Raw genomic sequence first — 19,336 nt, 5'->3', positions numbered from 1 at the left:
GTGGATGTCCATCGCCCGGCCCGTCCGGCTCTCTCCGCCGCCGAGGCGGTGCCCATCACGGCCCGGCGGCGTCGTCCGTCGCAGAGCCCTGAAGCGAAAGTCCACAGGAGACACCGATGTACTACACCGACCGTGGCATCGAGGAACTGGAACAGCGTCGCGGCGAGGAGGAGGTCACTTTGGAGTGGCTGGCCTCCCGGCTTCGGGAGTTCGTAGACGACAACCCGGAGTTCGAGACGGCCGTCGAACGGCTCGCGACCTGGCTGGCCCGCCTCGACGACGAGGCGGACGAACCCGACGGCTTCGACGAGTGAGGCGCCGCCCCGTCACTCCGGGACGAAGTGGACTCCGACCGCCATCTGCGGGTTTCCATCCGTGGACGGCAGCGTTCCGTCGCCACCGACGACCAGGGAACGCAGATACGCGCTGACGCTGATCGCGCCGCCGTCCGAGACGACGGTGACTCCGGTGTCCCGGCCCGTCTGCGGACAGGAGAACGGCACCTGATGCCGCCGGCCGTCATCGCCCCGCACCTCGATCTGGCCCTCTCCCGACGTCTCCTCGTCATCGGTGTCCACGAAGACGCACACCACCCGGATCGTGTACTCACCCGCCGGCAGCAGCGCCGCCGTGGCCACGACGTCCACCAGCAACGGCACGACCGTGACCTCCGGTTCCGCCGCCGCCACGGTCTCCAGTGCCCGGCCCTGTTCCTCCGTCACGACCGACCGATCGTCGGGCAACGGTTCCAGCCAGCCCTCCGGTGCCACCACCTCCGGCAGCCGGTCGGCCGTCCCGGTCGCGTCGTACCGCGCGTCGGCGAGTAGGAATCCGGTGAGGAGCGCCAGGGCGGCGGTCGTCACGAAGATCCTGGTGCGCGGCCACGGCCGGAGGAGCGCGTCGTTCCGCCGCATCACGCGTCCACCGCCATGAAGACGATGTGGACGACGTAGGCGCCGAAGCCCTCGGGATCGTCGACGGACAGCTCCATCGCGGTGTCCTCGGTGTACGACGGCTCCTCCTCCGCCCACACCAGTGTGGACGGACAGGGCATCAGGAAGCCGGGTGACTCCGCCATCGGGATGTACACCTCCACCCGTTCGGGCGCGTCACCGTAGACGTTCAGGACTCCACACAGGAGGCCGACACGATATCGCCCGGCCGGAATCACCTCGAGCGAGGAACGCACCCCGTCGACGCCGAGTGTGACCATCAGTTCGGGTTCGGCTCCCAGCTCCGCCGACAGCTCGTCCTCCATCACCCGAGCCAACTCGGCGGAGTCCCGGATCGGATCGGCCGCCTCCGGTGTGAGCCACCGTTGCACCCCCCAGAAGGTGACGGCGGCCGCCAGCACCGCCGACGCGAGCGCCACGGCGGCGTAGCGCCACAGACCCCGCGACGACGGGTCCGGCGTTGACCGGTCCTCCGAGACCGGCTCGCGGGCCGTTTCGGCGTCCAGGTCGATGACCGCGACGGGCGCGGATTCAGGCATCGGCATTCAAGTATCCTTTCGCACCCGGCGGATCCACCCTCACCACGTCGGAGGGGCGGAAGCGGGACGAGTCGTCACACGGTGAGAGACGGGGACGATCCACGGCGACCGGGGCCGGTCGTCACCCCGGTAGGAAGTGGACCGCCGCGACGAGTTCGAAGGCGCCCCAGCCCTCTTCAGGGAGCGAGGTGTCCATGTCGGACATGTACGCCGACACCCGGATCGGCGTGGGCTCGGACACCGTCACCCGTAGCCCGGTGTCCTCCACCGGCAGGTCACAGATGACGTCGAACCCGGTAGGCGGTTCCACGCCGTCCACCGAGACGTCCACCGTGAAGGCGGTGTTCTCCGGCTGATCCAGTGACCGGCACACCCCCCACACCGAGTAGTCCCCCGGCGGGAGCACGGCGAGCGAGGGGCTCATCGCCTCCGCCTGTACCACCACCACGGGATCACCGGACGGCTCGGTGTCGGACACCTCGGCGGCCAGCTCTCGCAGTTCCGGCGTGCTGAACGGGTCCTCCTCGCTCAGCGGATCGATCCAGCTCTCCGGGGTGACCGCCGCGGGCTGCGCGTCGACGACGGCGTCCAGGCCGAGCCGGGCCTCCGCCACGAGATAGGCGGTCAATCCGGCGACGATCGCGGTGACGGCGACCAGCGTGGTGCGCGGCCAGGGCCGCAGCAGCCTGCTCCTCATCCGTTCACTCCTCGATCCGGGTCAGTACCGCGTAGATCACGTAGCCGTGAACCCCGGACTCGTTGTAGACGGTGAACTCCATCGCGGCGTCCTCCGTGAAGTGCCAGGTGTCGGGCGCCCACACCAGTGTGGACGGGCACGGCATCCGGTATCCGCGGGTGGTGTCGGCCTGCACGTTGACGATGATCTCCGGTACGGCCTCACGGTAGACACTCAGGACACCGCACATCAGTCCCAGCCGGTAGTCGCCCGGGGACACCACCACGAGTTCGGACGCGTTGATGGCCGCCGGGACGGTGATCATCAGCTCGGGTTCGCCGTCGAGCGCGGCCAGCACCCGGCCCTCCATCTCCGCCAGCAACTCGGCCGAGTTGCTCGGCGGTGTCACCGTCTCCGGAGTCAGCAACCGCATGGTTCCCCACAACGTCAGCGCGGCGGCCACCACGACGGCGACCGCGGCCACCACGACGTAACGCCACAGCCCCGGAGCGGCCGGTTCGGCCGGCGGGGTGTCCGAGCCGCCCGGCTCCACGGACTCGGGCGGATCCTTCGTGAAGGTGGATCCCAGATCGATGACGGCCGCCGGTGGCGGCGAATCGGTTTCCGGCATGTACGAATCGTGCCCCACCGTCGCCCCCCGTGTCACCATCGGATCGGCCGATATCAACCGGCTCAACGACTCTCGCCCGGGTAGACCACACCCAACGACCGCCGGACGTCGTCCATGACGGACATGACGTCCAATGTCGCCTCCCACGGCACCAGCGGGCTCTGCGTCAGGCCCTCCGACAGGCAACGCATGACCTCGGCGGCCTCGTGGACCATGCCGTGACCGGTGTACCCCACCCGGAACACCTCGTCGCTGTCGGCACGGTGCACGGTGAAGCCGTCCGGGCGGAAGAACGGCGACGGTATGGTGACCCGCCCCAGCGAACCGGTGATCATGGCGGTGACCGGGCTTCCGCCGGTCAGGCCGCACGACAGCGTCGCGACCGCCCCGGACCGGTACCCGAACAGCATCCCGGTGACCTCGTCGACACCCTCGGCGGTCAACCGCCCCGTCGCGTGAACCGTCTCCGGCCTTCCGAGCACCAGGTGCGCCAACGAGACCGGGTAGACCCCCAGGTCCAGGAGGGCCCCACCCGCCAGTTCCGGGTCACGCAACCGGTGCTCCGGCGGGAAGGGACCGGACAGGCCGAAATCGGCGTTCACCCTGGCGACCTCTCCGATGACGCCGTCGTCCAGCAGTTCCGCGAGTCGCCGGATCGCCGGTACGCACCGCATCCACATGGCCTCCATCAGGAACACGCCACGATCGCGGGCGATGTCCACCAGTTCCCGCGCCTGCGCGTGGTTCACGGTGAACGCCTTCTCGCACAGGACGGCCTTGCCCGCCTCCAGGCACAGCTTCGCCGCCTCGTGATGGGCGTGGTGGGGAGTGGCCACGTACACCACGTCCACCTCCTCGTCGGCGGCCAGCTCCGCCCAGGAGCCGTGCGCGCGGGGGATGTCGTAACGGTCGGCGAACCGGCGCGCCGACTCCGTCGAACGGGACCCGACCGCGCCGACCACGGCGCCGGGCAGCGTCTTGAGGTCTTCGGTGAAGGTGGCGGCGATGCCGCCGGTGGCCAGGATTCCCCAACGGATCTGCTCGGTCATGGCCATATCCGATCACGGGCCCGCCGCGACCGGCCACGCCGCCCCCGTGGCCGGCCCGGCGGTGACAGGCACACGCGGGCGCGTCGGGGTCAGGGTTCGACGACGATCTTGCCGAACGCGGCACCGGACGCCAACCGGGCGAACGCGTCGGCGGCCCGCGACAACGGGTACCTGCCGTCGACGACCGGCGCGACGCCCTTGTCGACGCACAGCGCGATCAGTCGCGCCAGCTCGTCCCGGGTGCCCATGGTGGATCCCACCAGCTCCAACTGGAGGAAGAACAGCCGCCGCAGGTCCACCTCGGCGAGATGACCGGCCGTGGAACCGCACACCACGATCCGGCCGCCCGGCTTGGCGCACTTCATCGAATGCGCGATGGTCGGCGCCCCGACGCTCTCCACGACGACGTCCACCCGTTCGGGCAGCCGCGCGCCCGGTTCCACCGCGATCGCCCCCAGTGCCTCGGCCGCCGCACGGCGGGCACCGTCGCGCCCGGTCGCGTACACGCGGGCACCCATGGCGACGGCCAGCAGGATCGCCGCCGTGGCGACGCCACCACCCACGCCCTGCACCAGCACCGCACCGCCGGCCGGGAGCCTGCCCCGGGTGGTGAGCATCCGGTACGCGGTCAGGTAGGCGGTCGGAAGGCAGGCCGCCTGCGCGAAGTCGAGTTCCGGCGGTTTGGGGAGCAGGTTGCGCCGTGGCACCGCGACCCGGGTCGCCAGAGTGCCCTGCAGGTCCTCCGACAACAGGTGGCGACGGGGGTCGAGGGTCTCGTCACCACCGCCGGCGGCGGGGTCGCCGATGACGGAGTGGACGATGACCTCGTTGCCGTCCTCGTCGACGCCGGAAGCGTCGCAGCCCAGGATCATCGGGCACTGTTCGGCGGTCAGGCCGACACCGGCGAGTGACCACAGGTCGTGCCGGTTGAGGGCGGCGGCCTTGACGGTGACGACCACCCGGTCGGGGCCCGGTCGCGGCTCGGGGCGCTCACCGACCCGCAACGCGGACAGTGGATCGGTGGAGTCGACGGTCTCTGCGAAGGCGGAAAGCATGGCCCCGACCCTATCGGTCGTCCCACCCGGTCCACACGGTCTCACGGCGGCGAGGCCGCCCGGTCATCGCGAGGCCGTATCCGGTGTGGTCGGGTGCCCGCCGCCGGCGCGGAAGTCGATCTCGAAGTGCGGGTAGTCCGGTTGCGGACAGGGGTCGCCCCGGTACCCGAGGCGTTCGTAGAACGGGGCCGCCCGGGCGTGGTGCGCCTGCCATTCCAGGTATCGCACCCGGGTGGCGGCCCATTCGACGACTGCGGCGACCAGCGCCCGGCCGGCTCCGGTACGCCGGTCGGCCTCGGCCACGTACAGGTCGTGGAACCGCGCGACCCGATGGTGATCGCCGGTGCGCCAGTGCGGACCGTGATCCTGCACGGCGGCGTAACCGGTGAGCCGCCCGGCGTCGGTCACGGAACCGAACATGCCCCACCGGCCGTCGGTGAGCAGATCCCGGAACCTGTCGCGTGCCACCGGTTCCGGGTCGTCGGTGTGGTGCCACAGTCGCCACAGCGACGGCCAGTCCGTCGCGGCCAACGGTCGTACGGTGATCGGCATGGCCACAGTGTCGCGTGGCGTCGCCTCACGCGCCACCGGGTTTCGGATCCGGGTCAGCCGATCCGGGTGAAGTCCCAGGCGTGCGGTGGACGGGCCGCCAGGCCCTCGGGTGGTTCCGGCAGGTCGGCGGATTCGGTGTCCCAGTGGGATATCACCACCAGACGGTGGTCCTCGGAGCGGTACACCTCACTCCCCCGGAATCCCGGCCGGGCCGCCACGGCGGGTACCCCGGTGTGCCGCACCCATTCCACCAGCGCGTCGAATCCGGCGGGTTCGGCCCGGACCTCCCACATCCTCGTGATCACGCGGCCATTCTCTCAGGCGCCGACCGGGTGTGCCCCATACTCCCCATCCGGTGTGGGGCACACCCGGCCGGTGTGTCACCGGGCGGCCGGTCGACCGTTGGTGAGCTCTCCAGGATGCCAGCCCCGGCGCCGGATGTGAAGGGGTGGACGTCGCTCCATTGCGGATCGTGGTCTCCTCAGTCCGCCGCCCGGGCCGCCAGGTGCCGGGCCGCCTCGGCTCCCGACTGTTCCTCGGCGGCCTGCCGCACCGCGCGCGCCACGGCGGGCGCCACCCGCGTGTCCAACGGGCTGGGAACGATGTGGTCGGGTGCGAGATCCTCGGCGACTATCCCGGCGATGGCCTCGGAGGCCGCCAGGGTCATCGCCGGGGTGATGTTGCGGGCCTTGGCGTCCAGCGCACCGCGGAAGATGCCGGGGAACGCCAGCACGTTGTTGATCTGGTTGGGCAGGTCACTGCGGCCGGTCGCCACGATCGCGGCCCGTTTGCGCGCCACCTCGGGGTCCACCTCCGGGGTCGGGTTGGCGAGCGCGAACACCACCGCGTCCTCCGCCATACCGGCGACGGCGGACTCCTCCAGCCTCGCACCGGACACGCCCACCAGGACGTCGGCGCCCCGCAGCGCGGTGGTCACGTCACCGTGGAGGCCGCCGGCATTGGTGACCTCGACCAGTTCCGCCTTGACCGGCGACAGGTCGTCGCGTTCCCGGCTGAGGATTCCACGCGAGTCGCAGACGGTCACCTCACCGATTCCCGCCGAGATCAGCATCCGGGACACCGCGACACCGGCGGCGCCCGCCCCCACCACCACGACCCGCAGGTCGGCGAACTTGCGGCCGGTCAACCGCATGGCGTTGCGCAGCGCCGCCAACACCACCACGGCGGTGCCGTGCTGGTCGTCGTGGAACACCGGGATGTCGAGGGCGGCGTCCAGCCTGGCCTCGATGTCGAAGCAGCGCGGCGCCGAGATGTCCTCCAGATTGATGCCGCCGAACGACGGGGCGATCCGCGTCACGGTGTCGACGATCTCGTCGGGGTCCTTCGTGTCGAGGCAGATCGGCACGGCGTCGACGCCGGCGAACTTCTTGAAGAGGGCCGCCTTGCCCTCCATGACCGGCATGGCGGCCTTGGCGCCGATGTCGCCCAGTCCGAGGACGGCCGTCCCGTCGGTGACCACGGCGATCAGATGAGACGCCCAGGTGTACTCGGCGGCCAGCTCCGGCCGGTCGGCGATCGCCAGGCAGACCTCCGCGACCCCGGGCGTGTAGGCGATCGAGAGGTCCTCCCGGGTCACCAGGGGCCGGGACAGGGCGATGGACAGTTTTCCGCCCCGGTGATCGTGGAATATCCGGTCTTTGTCCATAGTCATGAAGTCCTCACTCCACATAGATAACGCATGGTCACGGGCTCCGGCCGATGGTGAACCGGGAGGTGAGGGGCCGAACCGCGGGATCGCCGACGGTGCGTCACCGAGTCTAGAGGTCGGCCCCGGCACGGGATCGTGCGAGACGGCTCCCACAGGCACCGCCGGAGGAGGCGGCACGGTGTCCGCGCGAGGTGACGGGCGCCTCAGGTTCCGGATCCGCCATGCCGAGGTGTCGGGTCCGTCCTCGCCGGAGCCGGTGACCGGAGTATGGTCGCGACGAAAAGATCATCTCGTTCGCATAACGCTGGAGGGTTTTGATGCGCCTTTCGCATCTGTTGTCGTCCCGCCTGTTCATGCCGCAGGCCACCGCTTCCGCACACTGTGACCTGCCGTGCGGCGTGTACGACCCGGCTCAGGCCCGGATCGAGGCGGAGTCGGTGAAGGCGATCTGCCAGAAGTACCAGGACAATGAGGACCCGGAGTTCCGGACCCGTGCGTTGATCATCAAGGAGCAGCGCTCCGAACTGGTCAAGCACCACCTGTGGGTGCTGTGGACCGACTACTTCAAGCCGCCGCACTTCGAGAAGTACCCGCAGCTGCACCAACTGGTCAACGAGGCCACCAAGCTGGCCGGCGCCTCCGGCGCCAAGGGCTCGGCGGACCCGTCGGTCGCCGACGAACTGCTCGGCAAGATCGACGAGATCGCCAAGATCTTCTGGGAGACCAAGAAGGCCTGACGCCCCGGTGGCGTACGGCCCAGGCCGATCCCGCGCCCGGTCACGGACCCGTCCGTGGCCGGGCGTCGCCGTGTCGGTGGGGACCGCGTCCGACGTCACAGGAGACGCGCGTCGCCTCACGGGCGGCACGGCCCCGGCCCGTCCCGCCACGGGCAGGCGGCGCCACGTACGCGCGGTACCCCGGTCCTTCTCCATGCTTCTCGAACGTGTCGCACACCGGATGAGCGGGCTGTCACACCCCGCCGGACCTCAACGGTTATCGTCTACAACCGGGCGGCCTGGGGTCGCCGTCACATTTGCCCGAACGATCCAGACGGAGTCTGTTGTGTCACACGCGGTCGAGGGAGACGTCCTGCTGTTGGACATTCCGGCGGGCACCGGATTCCTCCCGGTGCTGCGGACCGCGACGGCCGGGTTGGCCACCCGGCTGGGTTTCGGGCTCGACGCCATCGAGGACCTGCGGGTGGCGGTGGACGAGGCGGCGGGCCTGATGCTCGCGGCGGCCCCCGGTGAACAGACGGTGCTGCGCTGCCGCTTCGACGTGACGGAGGCGGACCTGCTCATCACGATCGGCGCCACCGGGATCCGGCCTTTGCCGGACCGGCAGTCGTTCGACTGGAGGGTGCTGGACGCCCTGGCGGGCAGTGTGGTCACGGAAGTAGGCGACGGGGTCACCACGATGCGGTTGACGCAGCGGCTCCCCTCGGATACGGATTGACACCGATCATTGCCCTCACCCGCCCATTATTGGCGGCGGATGCTAACCGATTCGACGGGAATACATGTCGCACAACGAGTGCGGGTTAATTCTCTGATTGTCACGGCCACGGTTGGTACGCCGTTAGCCACACAAGGCTACCGAGGGCACAAAACGAGGGAGAGACATGGCCGGAGCCATACCTCTCCCTCGTAAACGCATTCTTAGGCCGATTGAACGGTCAGCCTGCGCAGACCGCCACGGCGTTTGAGAGAGCGCCGTTCTTCTTCGCTCATTCCGCCCCACACCCCGGCATCCTGGCCGGAGTCCAACGCCCACTTGAGGCATTCTTCGGTTACGGGGCAGCGCCGGCAGACTCCCTTGGCCTGCTCGATCTGCACCAAGGCGGGACCACTGTCTCCAATGGGGAAGAACAGCTCCGGGTCCTCGTCCCGGCAGATGGCGTGGTGGCGCCAGTCCATTAGTGCGACACTCCTTGATCGGATCGATACATCAGTTGGCGGGCCTCATCACCAGCAACCTTGTGAATACTTTCACGAACTGGCGCAATGTCAAGGGGCTAGCCAAAAAAATCTCGGTCCCGTGAGGAAGCTCACGGACATGATTCCAGATTCATTCGGTAGCTCTCGGCTCAACACGCGAAAGACCCGTAGCGAATGTAATACGCATGGTCCCAGTGTTGCGGTGTTTTGGCAAGTTTTCTTGAGATGTCGTGTTGATGGATTCACGGATCAGCACGCCACGCGGAGGGCGTCGGGGACTGAATCCAGCTCGACTTCATCGCATTCACCAAGATAGTCGCCATCGAGCTGAAATGCTTGCGCTCTGGCCGATTGCAGCCGAAATTTCGCCAAATCGTGGTGAGCGACAATCTGCCTACCGTGCGGAGCGCCACGTCCGGCGAGCAACTGGCCCGCCGTCCGGACCATCGCCGAAGCCGTCAAACGCTTGAGCAGGAACACATCCAGCCCCGCGTCGAAGGACGCGGCCGGACTGGGACTCATCGGCCGTCCCCCCAGGTAGGTCCAGGGTGAGGTGTTCTGCACAATCGCCATCGACAGACCCGTTCGGGCGGGTCGCCCCGGGATCTCGAGCGAGATCACCGGGTGCCGCCGGACCTCCCGGTCCAGGAAGTGCGCCGCCATCGATCGCATGTACAACGCCGGTGTGGCGGAGAAACCACGCTTGCGCGCGTCCTCGACCCGTTTGATGATCGCCGCGTCGAGCCCGAATCCGGCACAGAAGGTGAAGAACCGGCCGTTGGCCCTGCCGAGGCTGATACGACGGAACCGTTTGTCGCGCAACGCCTCCAGGATCACGCCCGTACCGTCCGCCCAATCCATCGGCAGGCCGAGCGCCCGGGCGAACACGTTCGTGGAACCACCCGGCACCACCGCCAACGCCGGTGCCGACTCCGCCGTCCGCTCCTGCGCCAACAGGCCGTTGACCACCTCGTTGACGGTGCCGTCACCGCCCAACGTCACCACCAGGTCCAGGCCCTCCACCGCCGCACGGCCCGCCAGTTCCGCGGCGTGCCCCCTGCGGGACGTGTGCGCGATGTCGAGATCCACCTCACTGCGCAACGCCCGCACCAGCACATCGCGGGCCCGCTCACTCGTGGTGGTGGCCTTGGGGTTGACGATCAGGAGCGCTCTCACGCTCTGCGACTGTACTGCCAGGTAGGTTGGAACGGTGGACGATTCTCCCCAAGCCGTGTCAGCAGTCACCACACCGACACCCCTTCGTGTCGCCCTGGGATCCCTGCTGCTGCAAAGCCTCGGGCTCGCCGCGGTCGCGGTATGGCTGGTGTGGCTGAGCCTCACCGCCGAGGAGACCTCCGCCGGAGCCGGCATCGCCGAGGCCGTCATCGCCCTGGGTGTGGGAGCCCTCATGGCGGGCGCCGCGGTCTCCATGGGCAGGGGCAGGCCGGGGATGCGGGGAATCGCCGTGTTCTCGCAACTGCTGTACCTGCCGCTGGGCTACTTCATGGCTCAGGCCGGACTCGGCTGGTACGCCGCCACCGCGTGGGCGTTGGGAATCGGTACCGCCGCGCTGCTGATCGTGCCCTCCAGCCGCGCCGCGCTCGGCGTGGAGTGACCGCCGGTCACCGCCGCCGCCAGCTCCGGACATCCGGCCAGTACCGGCCCGACCCCCACCGCACCGGCGGCCGTGGCACGACTCACCACCTGGTCGTGGAGCCGCCCCGGAGCGATGAAGTACGAGGCGACCGCCACCCTGCCGTACCCCGACAGCGCGCGGACCGCGGCGGCCACGTCCGGATCGGCGGCCGTGGCGAAGGCCGCGGTGACCGGGACACCCGCCTCGGCCTCCAGCGCCGAGGCCACCTCCCGCACGGCACGCAGCGCACCGGCGTCGCGTGAACCGGCGGCCGCCAGCACCACCGCGTCGCATGGCGGCAGCGTCCGCCGCAACGCGGGCACCAGGAAGGTGCCGCCCACCGTCGGCCTGACCCGGATGTCGGCACCGGTGGCCTCCCGCGCCTCACGCGCCACCCTGGGCACGTCCACCCGGCCGTGATAGGCGTCGGTGAGCAGCAGCGGCACCAGGTCGGCGCACCGGTGGCCCGCGTCGCTCAGCGCCGTGAACACCGTCACCGGATGCGGTGCGTCGAATTCGAGGAAGGCCGCGACGGTCCCGGTGGCGGTGGCCAGTTCCCGCACGGCCGCCGCGTGGCGGGGGTCGGGACTGCCGTGGGCCACCAGGACCGTCGGCCGGCTCAGCCGTGGATGCCGCATTCGGTCTTCTCGAACATCGCCCAGCGTCCCGCCCTGGGGTCCTCGCCGGGGGCCGTGCGCCTGGTGCACGGCCAGCAGCCGACGGAGCCGTAGCCCTGGTCCAGCAACGGGTTGACCGGGATGTCGTGCGCCGCCACGTACTCGTCGACGTCGCGTTGCGTCCACGCCGCGATCGGTGAGATCTTCACCTTCCTGCGGGACGCGTCGAAGTCGACGACCCGGGTGTCGGCGCGGGTCGGTGACTCGTCGCGGCGCAGTCCGGTCGCCCAGGCGTCGTACCGTTCCAGGGCGTCGGCCAGCGGCGCGACCTTGCGCATGGCGCAGCACTCGTCGGGGTCGCGTTCCCACAACCGTGGCCCGAACTCGCCGTCCTGGCGCCGGACGGTCATCGCGGGCGTGACGGACCGCACCGTCACCGGCAGCCGCCGGGTCACGTGTTCCCGGACGCCCAGGGTCTCGGCGAAGTGAAGCCCCGTGTCGAGGAACACGACGTCGACGCCCGGCGCGACCTGTGACACCAGGTGTACCAGCACCGCGTCGGCGAACGACGAGGTGACGCAGAACGCCTCTCCGAACTCGGTCGCGGCCCACTCCACTATCCGGTGGGCGGTGGCGCCTTCGAGCTCCCGGTCGGCGCGCCGGGCGAGGTCTCGAAGTGCGAAGGGGTCTCGGTTCACGACTCGATCACCAGTCCTTTCAGGGTGACGGAGAACACCCGGGTGCACGCCCGGCAGTGCCATCCGCCGTCGGGATGTGGACGCAGGTCCTCGTCTCCGCAGTAGGGGCAGAAGTAGGGGACGGCGCGGGTGGTCATCGCAACTCCTCCTCGTCGACCCGCACCACCCACTCGGCGAACGGCTCCGACTCCTTGCGCCCGGCCAGGTACCGCCGGGTGAGTCGTTCCACGTAGTCGTCGAGTTCGTCGGAGGTCACCTTCAGGCCCCGGAGCTTGCGGCCGAATCCGGCGTGGACGCCGTGCCCGCCGCCCAGGTGCACCTGGAAACCGGGCACCTGCCTGCCCTCGTGCGTGACCAGTTGCCCCTTCAACCCGATGTCGGCGGTCTGGGTGCGGGCGCACGCGTTCGGGCAGCCGTTCACGTGGATCGATATGGGCGTGTCCAGTTCCGGGACCCGCCGCTCCAGTTCGGCCACCAGTGCCGTCGCGCGGTCCTTGGTGTCCACTATGGCCAACTTGCAGAACTCGATTCCGGTGCAGGCCATGGTGGACCGGCGCCACGGCGACGGCGACGCCGACAGGCCGATCGCGGCCAGGTCGGCCACGGCCGCGTCGATCGCGTCGGCGGGGACGTCCAGGACCAACAGCTTCTGCATCGGTGTGGCACTGACCCTGCCGGAACCGTGCCGCTCCGCGACGTCGGCCAGCGACGCCAACAACCCACCCGAGACCCGGCCCACGACCGGCGCGACCCCGATGTAGTAGCGGCCGTCGCGCTGCCGGTGGACACCTATGTGGTCGGTCAACCGCTCCGGCACCGGCGGACGCGGAAGATCCGGGAGCCGGTAACCCAGGTACTCGGTCTCCAGCACCTCGCGGAACCGCGCGATCCCCCAGTCCTTCACCAGGTACTTCAGTCTCGCCCGGTTGCGCAGCCGCCGGTAGCCGTAGTCGCGGAACACCGAGACGACCGCCTCCCACACCTCCGGCACCCGCTCCGGCGACACGAACGTACCGGTCCGCTGCGCCAGCATCGGATTCGTGGACAGGCCACCGCCCACCCACAGGTCGTATCCGGCACCGAGCTCGGGATGCACCGCGCCCAGGAACGAGATGTCGTTGCACTCGTACGGGATGTCGGGCAACCACGAGATCGCGGACTTGAACTTCCTCGGAAGGTTGGAGAACGCGGGATCACCGATGTAGCGCCGGGTTATCTCCTCGATGAGCGGCCGGGCGTCGACGGCCTCCTCGGCGGACACTCCCGCCACGGGGCTGCCCAGTATCACCCGCGGGCAGTCGCCGCACGCCTCCTGCGTCGACAGGCCCACCGACTCCAGGATCCGCCAGATCTCCGGGACGTCCTCGACCCGCACCCAGTGCAGTTGCACGTTCTGCCGGTCGGTGACGTCGGCGGTGTCCCTGCCGAACCGGGTCGACACGTCGGCGACCGCGCGCAACTGCGGCAGTGTCAACTGTCCACCGTCCATCCGCACCCGCAGCATGAAGTACTCGTCTTCGAGCTCGTGTGGTTCCAGGACGGCGGTCTTCCCGCCGTCGACGCCGGGGCGCCGCTGCGTGTACAGGCCCCACCAACGGAACCGGCCGCGCAGGTCCGCCGGGTCGATGGAGGCGAACCCGCGGTGCGCGTAGACGTTCTCGATGCGGGCGCGGACGTTGAGCGGGTTGTCGTCCTTCTTCTGCTGTTCGTTGGCGTTCAACGGTTCGCGGTGGCCCAGGGCCCACTGGCCCTGGCCCTTCGCGCGTCCTCGGGTGACGGTCGGCACGGCGCTCCTAGCGGAATGTCAGGTGGCGTGTGACGCGGGGAGCACGGACTGCGACGGCCGGGCACCACGCGCCCGGACTGTGTGGGAACAGGGAGGAGACGTGCGGGCGGGAGGCTCAGACGGCCCGACACAGCGCACTGCGCACGCGCCCGAAGTCGACGTGGCGGCGGACCACCAGTCGAAGGCGCAGTGCGGATGACATGCGCCCAAGAATGCCACATCCCGGCCGGTGACGCCAGTGCGGCGGCGGCGCCGTCCCGACTCGCAGGACGACGACACCGCCGCACGGGTCGACTCAACCCAGCGCGCCCGCCATGGCGACCACCACCGGCCCCAGCAACGGCAACACCACATTGGACAGGGCGTAGACGACCGTGTACGCCATGAGCGGCGTCGTGTTGCCCGCCGCCTGCTGGATCGCGGTGATGGCGGGCGTACTGCACTGCTGGCCCGCCACCGAACCCAGCGCCAGCGGCGCCGGCAACCTCATCACCTTCCACGCCACGAACAGTGAAATGGACGCGGGCAACAGGGTCATGAGCACACCCGCCACCGGCAGCGCGAAACCGTAGTCCCCGATCAACGCCACCGCCTGCGGACCCGACGACAGGCCCACCGCGCAGATGAACGTCGCCAGGCCCAGGTCCTTCACCACCGAGGCCGCCGCCGGATCGTACTGCCCGAACCGCGGGTTGCGTGCCCTGAGCCACCCGAACACCATGCCCGACAACAGGCATCCGCCGCCGGTCCCCAGGGACAACGGCACGGTACCCACGGTCAGCGTCAACTTGCCGATGAGCATCCCCACGATCACGCCCAGGGCGATGAACACGAAGTCGGCCTTGACACCCCGGTCGATACGGAACCCGACCTTCGGCGCGAACGACGCCAGGTCGGACTTCACACCCGTCAACCGGACCGTGTCACCGTTGTGGACCTCGGTGGCCGGCCGCACCGGCAGCGCGTGGTCCATTCTGGTGATACCCGCCAGGAACACGCCGTGCCGCTGCCGCGGCGGGATCCGCTCCCGCAACTGGGCGACGGTGGCGGGCATGTACTCGGTGTTGTGCACCACCACGTCCACCGCGTCCAGTTCCAGGTCCATCCCGGTCTGCGGCGCCACCTCCGGCCCTACCGACCGTTCGGCGTCGATCAACGCGTCGCGCCGACCCACCAGCAACAGGACGTCGCCCGCCTCCAGGGCCGTGTCGGGCGACATCGCGACGGTCTCCCCGTCGCGACGCAACCGTTCCACCGTCGCGCCCTCACCCAGTCCCGCCTCGACGTCGCGGATCCGGGAACCCGCCGCCGTCGACACACGGTGCGCCCGGCCCACCAGGCCCGGAAGCGCCGGCGCGGCCGTCTCGTCACCGGCACCGCCGCCCAGCTTCCGCCACAGCTTCGCGGCCTCGTCGCGCAGGTTCACGCCCATCAGCATCGGCGCGAACTGACTGGTCAACAACACGATCGTGATCAGGCCGCAGATGTAGGAGATCGAGTAGGCGGTCCCCACGTTGGCCTGGAGCGTGGCTATCCGGTCGTCCGACAACGGGAGCCGCCCGATCGCGTCGGTGGCCGTACCCACCACCGCCGACTCGGTCGCGCCACCGGCCATCAGGCCCGCCGCCGTCCCCTGGTCCAGCCCCAGAAGGAGCGTCGCGGCGGCGGTGACCGCCAGTACCGTCACCACCTCCACGGCGGTGAACACCCCGTACCGCAGGCTCCGGCGGTTCAGGCTCGCGAAGAACGACGGCCCGCTCATGTAACCGAGCGTGAATATGAACAGGGCGAACGCGATGTTCTGCACCTGCGAGTTGAGCGTGATGCCCCCGACCATGCCCACCAGGATCGCCACGATCAGGGTCCCGGCGACGCCACCCAGCGACAGCTTCCACACCTTGACCCGGCCGATGCCGAACCCGACCGCCAGGCACAGGAACAACGCCAGCTCGGGTGTGGACTGGAGCAGATCCTTGACCCACTCCATCGGTCAGCTCCCGGACTGTTCGGCGAACTCCGCCTGGTACTCGCGGCCGATCTCGCGCAGCCACTTGCCGATCTGTTCGTACGCCGACATCTCCAGGTTCGCCAGCGAGATCCTGATCGACCACTGCGGACCGTCGAAGCCGCCGCCGTTGAGCAGCACCACACTGCCCTGCTCCGCCAACCGGAAGATCGGGTCCACCGGTTCGTAGTTGCGGGTCATCCACTCGGCGAAGTCCCGGCCGAGGTGACGTTCCGCCCACGACAACAGGTCCAGTTCGAGGTAGTAGTCGGCGGCCTCGTCGTCCTGCGGAATCGGCAGCCCCAGCCCCTTCACCAGCGCGTGCTTGCGCCGCGCGATGATCGCCTGGCAGATCCGCCTGTACCGTTGCCGCTCGTCGAGGAGGCTCGACAACGCGAACAGCGCCATCTGGGTCTGCTGCGGCAGCGACAACCCCGAGGTGTGGTTGAGCGCGACCTGCCGGGAGTCCGCGACCATCCGGTCGATGAACCGCAACTTCTCCGGTTCCAGCGTGATGCTGGAGTACCGCTCGTGCAACCTGTCGCGGAACTCGTCGGGAAGCGCCGCCAACCGTTCCTCGAAGACGTTGTCCCGGGCCACCGCGATGACCCCCAACCGCCAACCGGTGCAGCCGAAGTACTTCGAGAACGAGTACACCCCGATCGTGTTGCGGGGCACGATCGACATCAACGAGCGGAAACCGTCCACGAAGGTGCCGTACACGTCGTCGGTGATGACGACCAGGCCCGGATTGTCCTCGGATACGATCCGCGCGATCCGGTCCAGCGTCGGATCGGACAGCTTCACCGACGGCGGATTGGACGGGTTCACACAGAACAGCGCCTTCACCGACGGATCCGCCAACTTGTCGATCTCCGAATCCGGGTACTGCCAGGTGTGGACGCCCTCCTCGGTCCGCATGTCGGCCCGCACCTCCACGACGTCGAAGTGGTAACGCTCCAGCCGCGGTATCTCCAGGTAGGGCGTGAAGATCGGCGTCATGATCGCGATCCTGTCGCCCGGGTTCAGCAGGCCGTTCGTCACCGCCGAATCGAAGATGTAACACATCGCGGCGGTACCGCCCTCGGTGGCGAACAGGTCGTACCCGCCCTCCGGCGGACTCCCCGCGCACATCTCCCGCACCAGGTACTCGTGGACCACCTTCTCGATGTGGGTGAGCATCCGGTCCGGCACCGGGTACTGGTCGCCCACCACGGAGTCGGCCAGCTCGTGCACCCACGCGTCGGCGTCGAAACCGAGACGGTCGACCCCGTACGCGACGGCCGCCTTCAACATGTCCGCGCCGGGACGGTCGCCGTTGCGGCCGATGAAGTCGTCGAAACGTCCGGCGATGCCGTCGGCGCGCGGCATCCCACCCAGGCCGTCCCACTCGTCCCAGGTCCGGCGGCTCTCCTCCATCCCGAACGCGCCCAACAGGAAGAACGCCTCCCTGGGCGTCGTCGCCACCCAGTTCGGGTTACCGCGACCGGCGTTGATCATCGCCTTCGCGGTGCGTTCGTGCTGCGCGTCGGCCAAACCGATCAGCGTGTTCTTCAACTCGAAGGGGCTGAGCCCCTCCAGTTCCCGCTGCCTGTCCCGGCCGGTGTGCCGGGGACCGGTCACCGTCATGCGTCATCCCCCATCATGCGAGGAGCGCGACGATGATCGCGCCCCAGATCGTCAACAGCGTGTTCCCGATCGCGTACGGAACCGTGTAACCCAGCACCGGGGTCTGGCTGCGTGCGGCCTCGGTGATCGCCCCGATCGACGCGGTCGTCGTGTTGGCGCCCGCCACCACCCCGAGCAGGATCGGCGTCGAGAAACCGAACAGGTACCGCCCCAGGTACAGCGAGACCACCATCGGAAGCAGCGTCACGACCAGCCCCGCCACGACCAGGCTCAAGCCCTCCTGCCCGATTCCCGACACGAAGCCCGGCCCGGCGGTGATCCCCACGATCCCGACGAACGTGCACAGGCCGCCGGTGTTCATCAACCAGTTCGCCGCCGGCGGGAATCTTCCGAACACCGGATACCTAGCCCGCAGCCACCCGAACACCAGGCCGAGGATCAACGCGCCACCGGAGGTCGTCAACCCGATGTCGGCACCGGCGACGGCGACCGTGGGGACACCCACCAGCGCACCGATCACGATCCCCGAACCGACGTAGCCCATGTCCGTCTCGTCCCTGTTCCGGTTGGCGTAACCCAACCGAGGCAACGAGTCCTCCATGTGCGCCCGGTCGCCCTGCACCTCCAGCTCGTCACCGCGATGCAGCACCACCCGGTCACTCCACGGCACCTCCTTCCCGCCCCGGACCAACCGGTTCACGAACAGGTCGGGGGCGTAGGCGGCGAAGGCGTCACCGATCGTCATGCCGACCAGCTCCCGCCGGGTCACCACGATCGACAGGGTCTCCACCCGGTAGTCCAACAGTCCCGGGTCGTCGACCTCCTCACCCCAACCGCCGGGCACTCCGAGCGCGATCAGATCCGCACGGCGGCCCGCCAAGGTCACCACGTCGCCGTCCCGCAGGACCTCCCCGGGCGTGGCGTCGACCACCTCACCGTCCCGCCGGATGCGCAGGAACAACAACCGGTGACCGGACTCCACACTGTCCGACTCGACCTGTGACACCGTCCTGCCGATCACCGCGTCACCCGTCAACCGGTACGTCCTCCGCACCACCGAGTAGTACGCGGGAGCGGTGTCGGGATCCTTGGAGACACCCAACCGCCGTTCCAGACGATGAGCGGCCGCGGCCAGGTCACGGGTGCCCATCATCCGTGGCGCCAGACTCGACAGGAAGTAGGCGGCGGCAGCCGTGCCGAACAGGTAGCAGACGGCGTACCCGACGGCTATCTGTGACTCCAGCTCCTTCACCTGCGACGCCGACACGCCGGGAAGCTCCTGGATCGCCGCCGAGGCCACACCGATGACGGAGGACTGCGTCAGGCCGCCCGCCAACAGACCCGCACCCCAACCCGGCCCGTAACCCAGCAGACGCGCCGCCAGGTACACGACGCCGAGCCCGATCACACAGTTCACGACACCGAGCACCAGCTGCTTCACGCCGTCGCCGCGCAGACCCGCGAAGAACTGCGGACCGACGTTGTAACCCAACGCGAATAGGAACCCCACGAACGCGACGGTCTTCACCAGGTCGGGGATCTCGATGTCCGCCGTCAACCCGACCAGGACGCCCGCCAACAGCGTTCCGGTGACCGGGCCGAGAGTGAGGGAACGGTACCGCAACCGGCCGATGAAGAAGCCACCCGCCAACGCCAGGAAGATCGCGATCTCCGGGTGTTCGCCCAGCGTGGTGGTGAACCAGTGCCACACGCGACCCCCCAAGTCGGCTCGCCCCCGGTCCGCGCCGGTCACGCGAACGCACCACATCGGAGGCTACGGCCTTCCGGGCCGGTTCGGACCGGTTCGGGCCGGTTCGCCCGGGTTCGGCGGGGAGTGAGCGGGGGTTCGGCGCCAGGTGGCGCCTGGTCCCCACCCCGCTGGTGCCCGGGGATACGCCTGTTCG

22 protein-coding genes are annotated in these 19,336 nt (G+C 69.3%); 4 read left to right on the top strand and 18 right to left on the bottom strand.

Features of this window, described 5'->3' with window-relative positions; translation table 11 throughout:
* Nucleotides 1-116: 116 nt before the first annotated feature.
* Complete coding sequence (locus LX16_RS18820) at nucleotides 117-314, top strand: DUF6104 family protein (protein WP_147140644.1); 198 nt, start codon at nucleotides 117-119, stop codon at nucleotides 312-314.
* Nucleotides 315-326: 12 nt separating this feature from the next.
* Here the strand turns inward: LX16_RS18820 and LX16_RS18815 are convergent, their stop codons facing one another.
* From LX16_RS18815 to LX16_RS18775, 9 genes are all read right to left on the bottom strand, one after another.
* Complete coding sequence (locus tag LX16_RS18815) at nucleotides 327-914, bottom strand: hypothetical protein (RefSeq protein ID WP_147140642.1); 588 nt, start codon at nucleotides 912-914, stop codon at nucleotides 327-329.
* Entirely contained in the window at nucleotides 914-1,498 is a 585-nt protein-coding gene (locus LX16_RS18810) for a hypothetical protein (protein ID WP_147140639.1), read from the bottom strand. The genes LX16_RS18815 and LX16_RS18810 overlap by 1 nt, the downstream gene beginning before the upstream one ends.
* Before the next feature lie 115 nt (nucleotides 1,499-1,613).
* Nucleotides 1,614-2,189 (bottom strand): hypothetical protein, encoded by a 576-nt coding sequence (locus tag LX16_RS18805; RefSeq protein WP_147140637.1) that lies wholly within the window; start codon nucleotides 2,187-2,189, stop codon nucleotides 1,614-1,616.
* A 4-nt stretch (nucleotides 2,190-2,193) separates the two neighbouring features.
* Entirely contained in the window at nucleotides 2,194-2,799 is a 606-nt protein-coding gene (locus LX16_RS18800) for a hypothetical protein (protein WP_147140635.1), read from the bottom strand.
* A gap of 62 nt (nucleotides 2,800-2,861) precedes the next feature.
* A complete protein-coding gene (locus LX16_RS18795; protein WP_147140633.1) occupies nucleotides 2,862-3,848 on the bottom strand; it encodes a Gfo/Idh/MocA family protein in 987 nt (328 codons plus the stop codon).
* Nucleotides 3,849-3,937: 89 nt separating this feature from the next.
* Nucleotides 3,938-4,903, bottom strand: a complete 966-nt coding sequence (locus LX16_RS18790) for a zinc-binding dehydrogenase (protein WP_147140631.1) — start codon at nucleotides 4,901-4,903, stop codon at nucleotides 3,938-3,940.
* Between the two features lie 63 nt (nucleotides 4,904-4,966).
* A complete protein-coding gene (locus LX16_RS18785) occupies nucleotides 4,967-5,455 on the bottom strand; it encodes a GNAT family N-acetyltransferase (RefSeq protein ID WP_147140629.1) in 489 nt (162 codons plus the stop codon).
* 53 nt (nucleotides 5,456-5,508) lie between these two features.
* Entirely contained in the window at nucleotides 5,509-5,760 is a 252-nt protein-coding gene (locus LX16_RS18780; RefSeq protein WP_147140628.1) for an antibiotic biosynthesis monooxygenase family protein, read from the bottom strand.
* A 176-nt stretch (nucleotides 5,761-5,936) separates the two neighbouring features.
* Nucleotides 5,937-7,127, bottom strand: a complete 1,191-nt coding sequence (locus LX16_RS18775) for an NAD(P)-dependent malic enzyme (protein ID WP_211354585.1) — start codon at nucleotides 7,125-7,127, stop codon at nucleotides 5,937-5,939.
* 314 nt (nucleotides 7,128-7,441) lie between these two features.
* On the opposite strand from LX16_RS18775, the gene sodN reads away from it, so the two are divergent.
* Both sodN and LX16_RS18765 read left to right on the top strand, forming a co-directional pair.
* Nucleotides 7,442-7,861, top strand: coding sequence for a superoxide dismutase, Ni (gene sodN / locus LX16_RS18770; protein ID WP_147140626.1), 420 nt, complete (start codon nucleotides 7,442-7,444; stop codon nucleotides 7,859-7,861).
* Nucleotides 7,862-8,186: 325 nt separating this feature from the next.
* Nucleotides 8,187-8,579 carry an ATP-binding protein gene (locus LX16_RS18765; RefSeq protein ID WP_147140623.1) on the top strand — a complete coding sequence of 131 codons (393 nt, stop codon included), beginning with the start codon at nucleotides 8,187-8,189 and terminating at the stop codon, nucleotides 8,577-8,579.
* A gap of 203 nt (nucleotides 8,580-8,782) precedes the next feature.
* Here the strand turns inward: LX16_RS18765 and LX16_RS18760 are convergent, their stop codons facing one another.
* Both LX16_RS18760 and LX16_RS18755 read right to left on the bottom strand, forming a co-directional pair.
* Nucleotides 8,783-9,040 carry a WhiB family transcriptional regulator gene (locus LX16_RS18760; protein WP_147140622.1) on the bottom strand — a complete coding sequence of 86 codons (258 nt, stop codon included), beginning with the start codon at nucleotides 9,038-9,040 and terminating at the stop codon, nucleotides 8,783-8,785.
* 270 nt (nucleotides 9,041-9,310) lie between these two features.
* On the bottom strand, nucleotides 9,311-10,237 hold the full coding sequence (locus LX16_RS18755) for a diacylglycerol/lipid kinase family protein (protein WP_147140923.1): 927 nt from the start codon (nucleotides 10,235-10,237) through the stop codon (nucleotides 9,311-9,313).
* A 55-nt stretch (nucleotides 10,238-10,292) separates the two neighbouring features.
* Between LX16_RS18755 and LX16_RS18750 the strand changes: the two genes are divergently transcribed.
* A complete protein-coding gene (locus LX16_RS18750) occupies nucleotides 10,293-10,676 on the top strand; it encodes a hypothetical protein (protein WP_147140620.1) in 384 nt (127 codons plus the stop codon).
* Here the strand turns inward: LX16_RS18750 and LX16_RS18745 are convergent.
* The 7 genes from LX16_RS18745 to aspT (LX16_RS18720) form a co-directional block, all read right to left on the bottom strand.
* The gene (locus tag LX16_RS18745; protein ID WP_147140618.1) at nucleotides 10,571-11,335 is read right to left on the bottom strand and encodes a sirohydrochlorin chelatase; all 765 of its coding nucleotides are present in this window, start codon (nucleotides 11,333-11,335) and stop codon (nucleotides 10,571-10,573) included. The genes LX16_RS18750 and LX16_RS18745 overlap by 106 nt on opposite strands.
* Nucleotides 11,317-12,012, bottom strand: a complete 696-nt coding sequence (locus LX16_RS18740) for a phosphoadenylyl-sulfate reductase (protein WP_211354584.1) — start codon at nucleotides 12,010-12,012, stop codon at nucleotides 11,317-11,319. Before LX16_RS18740 ends, LX16_RS18745 begins: the two co-directional genes overlap by 19 nt.
* Entirely contained in the window at nucleotides 12,009-12,149 is a 141-nt protein-coding gene (locus LX16_RS26920) for an eL43 family ribosomal protein (protein ID WP_170283867.1), read from the bottom strand. Before LX16_RS26920 ends, LX16_RS18740 begins: the two co-directional genes overlap by 4 nt.
* On the bottom strand, nucleotides 12,146-13,798 hold the full coding sequence (locus tag LX16_RS18735) for a nitrite/sulfite reductase (protein ID WP_147140614.1): 1,653 nt from the start codon (nucleotides 13,796-13,798) through the stop codon (nucleotides 12,146-12,148). Before LX16_RS18735 ends, LX16_RS26920 begins: the two co-directional genes overlap by 4 nt.
* A gap of 295 nt (nucleotides 13,799-14,093) precedes the next feature.
* A complete protein-coding gene (aspT, locus tag LX16_RS18730; RefSeq protein WP_147140612.1) occupies nucleotides 14,094-15,785 on the bottom strand; it encodes an aspartate-alanine antiporter in 1,692 nt (563 codons plus the stop codon).
* A gap of 3 nt (nucleotides 15,786-15,788) precedes the next feature.
* Nucleotides 15,789-17,432, bottom strand: coding sequence for a bifunctional aspartate transaminase/aspartate 4-decarboxylase (locus tag LX16_RS18725; RefSeq protein ID WP_147140610.1), 1,644 nt, complete (start codon nucleotides 17,430-17,432; stop codon nucleotides 15,789-15,791).
* A gap of 13 nt (nucleotides 17,433-17,445) precedes the next feature.
* Complete coding sequence (gene aspT, locus LX16_RS18720; RefSeq protein WP_244615870.1) at nucleotides 17,446-19,143, bottom strand: aspartate-alanine antiporter; 1,698 nt, start codon at nucleotides 19,141-19,143, stop codon at nucleotides 17,446-17,448.
* Nucleotides 19,144-19,336 lie beyond the last annotated feature (193 nt).

The organism is Stackebrandtia albiflava, assembly GCF_007994225.1.
Classification (GTDB): Bacteria; Actinomycetota; Actinomycetes; order Mycobacteriales; family Micromonosporaceae; genus Stackebrandtia; species Stackebrandtia albiflava.
The sequence above is the reverse complement of the archived record's forward strand: the minus strand, read 5'-3'. Positions and strand labels throughout refer to the sequence as shown.

What these genes read in the sequence shown, in the direction of transcription:
- LX16_RS18820 (WP_147140644.1), top strand. Translation starts at nt 117, where the DNA reads ATGTACTACACCGACCGTGGCATCGAGGAACTGGAACAGCGTCGCGGC.
- LX16_RS18815 (WP_147140642.1), bottom strand. Translation starts at nt 914, where the DNA reads ATGCGGCGGAACGACGCGCTCCTCCGGCCGTGGCCGCGCACCAGGATC.
- LX16_RS18810 (WP_147140639.1), bottom strand. Translation starts at nt 1,498, where the DNA reads ATGCCGATGCCTGAATCCGCGCCCGTCGCGGTCATCGACCTGGACGCC.
- LX16_RS18805 (WP_147140637.1), bottom strand. Translation starts at nt 2,189, where the DNA reads ATGAGGAGCAGGCTGCTGCGGCCCTGGCCGCGCACCACGCTGGTCGCC.
- LX16_RS18800 (WP_147140635.1), bottom strand. Translation starts at nt 2,799, where the DNA reads ATGCCGGAAACCGATTCGCCGCCACCGGCGGCCGTCATCGATCTGGGA.
- LX16_RS18795 (WP_147140633.1), bottom strand. Translation starts at nt 3,848, where the DNA reads ATGACCGAGCAGATCCGTTGGGGAATCCTGGCCACCGGCGGCATCGCC.
- LX16_RS18790 (WP_147140631.1), bottom strand. Translation starts at nt 4,903, where the DNA reads ATGCTTTCCGCCTTCGCAGAGACCGTCGACTCCACCGATCCACTGTCC.
- LX16_RS18785 (WP_147140629.1), bottom strand. Translation starts at nt 5,455, where the DNA reads ATGCCGATCACCGTACGACCGTTGGCCGCGACGGACTGGCCGTCGCTG.
- LX16_RS18775 (WP_211354585.1), bottom strand. Translation starts at nt 7,127, where the DNA reads ATGACTATGGACAAAGACCGGATATTCCACGATCACCGGGGCGGAAAA.
- sodN (WP_147140626.1), top strand. Translation starts at nt 7,442, where the DNA reads ATGCGCCTTTCGCATCTGTTGTCGTCCCGCCTGTTCATGCCGCAGGCC.
- LX16_RS18760 (WP_147140622.1), bottom strand. Translation starts at nt 9,040, where the DNA reads ATGGACTGGCGCCACCACGCCATCTGCCGGGACGAGGACCCGGAGCTG.
- LX16_RS18745 (WP_147140618.1), bottom strand. Translation starts at nt 11,335, where the DNA reads ATGCGGCATCCACGGCTGAGCCGGCCGACGGTCCTGGTGGCCCACGGC.
- LX16_RS26920 (WP_170283867.1), bottom strand. Translation starts at nt 12,149, where the DNA reads ATGACCACCCGCGCCGTCCCCTACTTCTGCCCCTACTGCGGAGACGAG.
- aspT (WP_147140612.1), bottom strand. Translation starts at nt 15,785, where the DNA reads ATGGAGTGGGTCAAGGATCTGCTCCAGTCCACACCCGAGCTGGCGTTG.
- LX16_RS18725 (WP_147140610.1), bottom strand. Translation starts at nt 17,432, where the DNA reads ATGACGGTGACCGGTCCCCGGCACACCGGCCGGGACAGGCAGCGGGAA.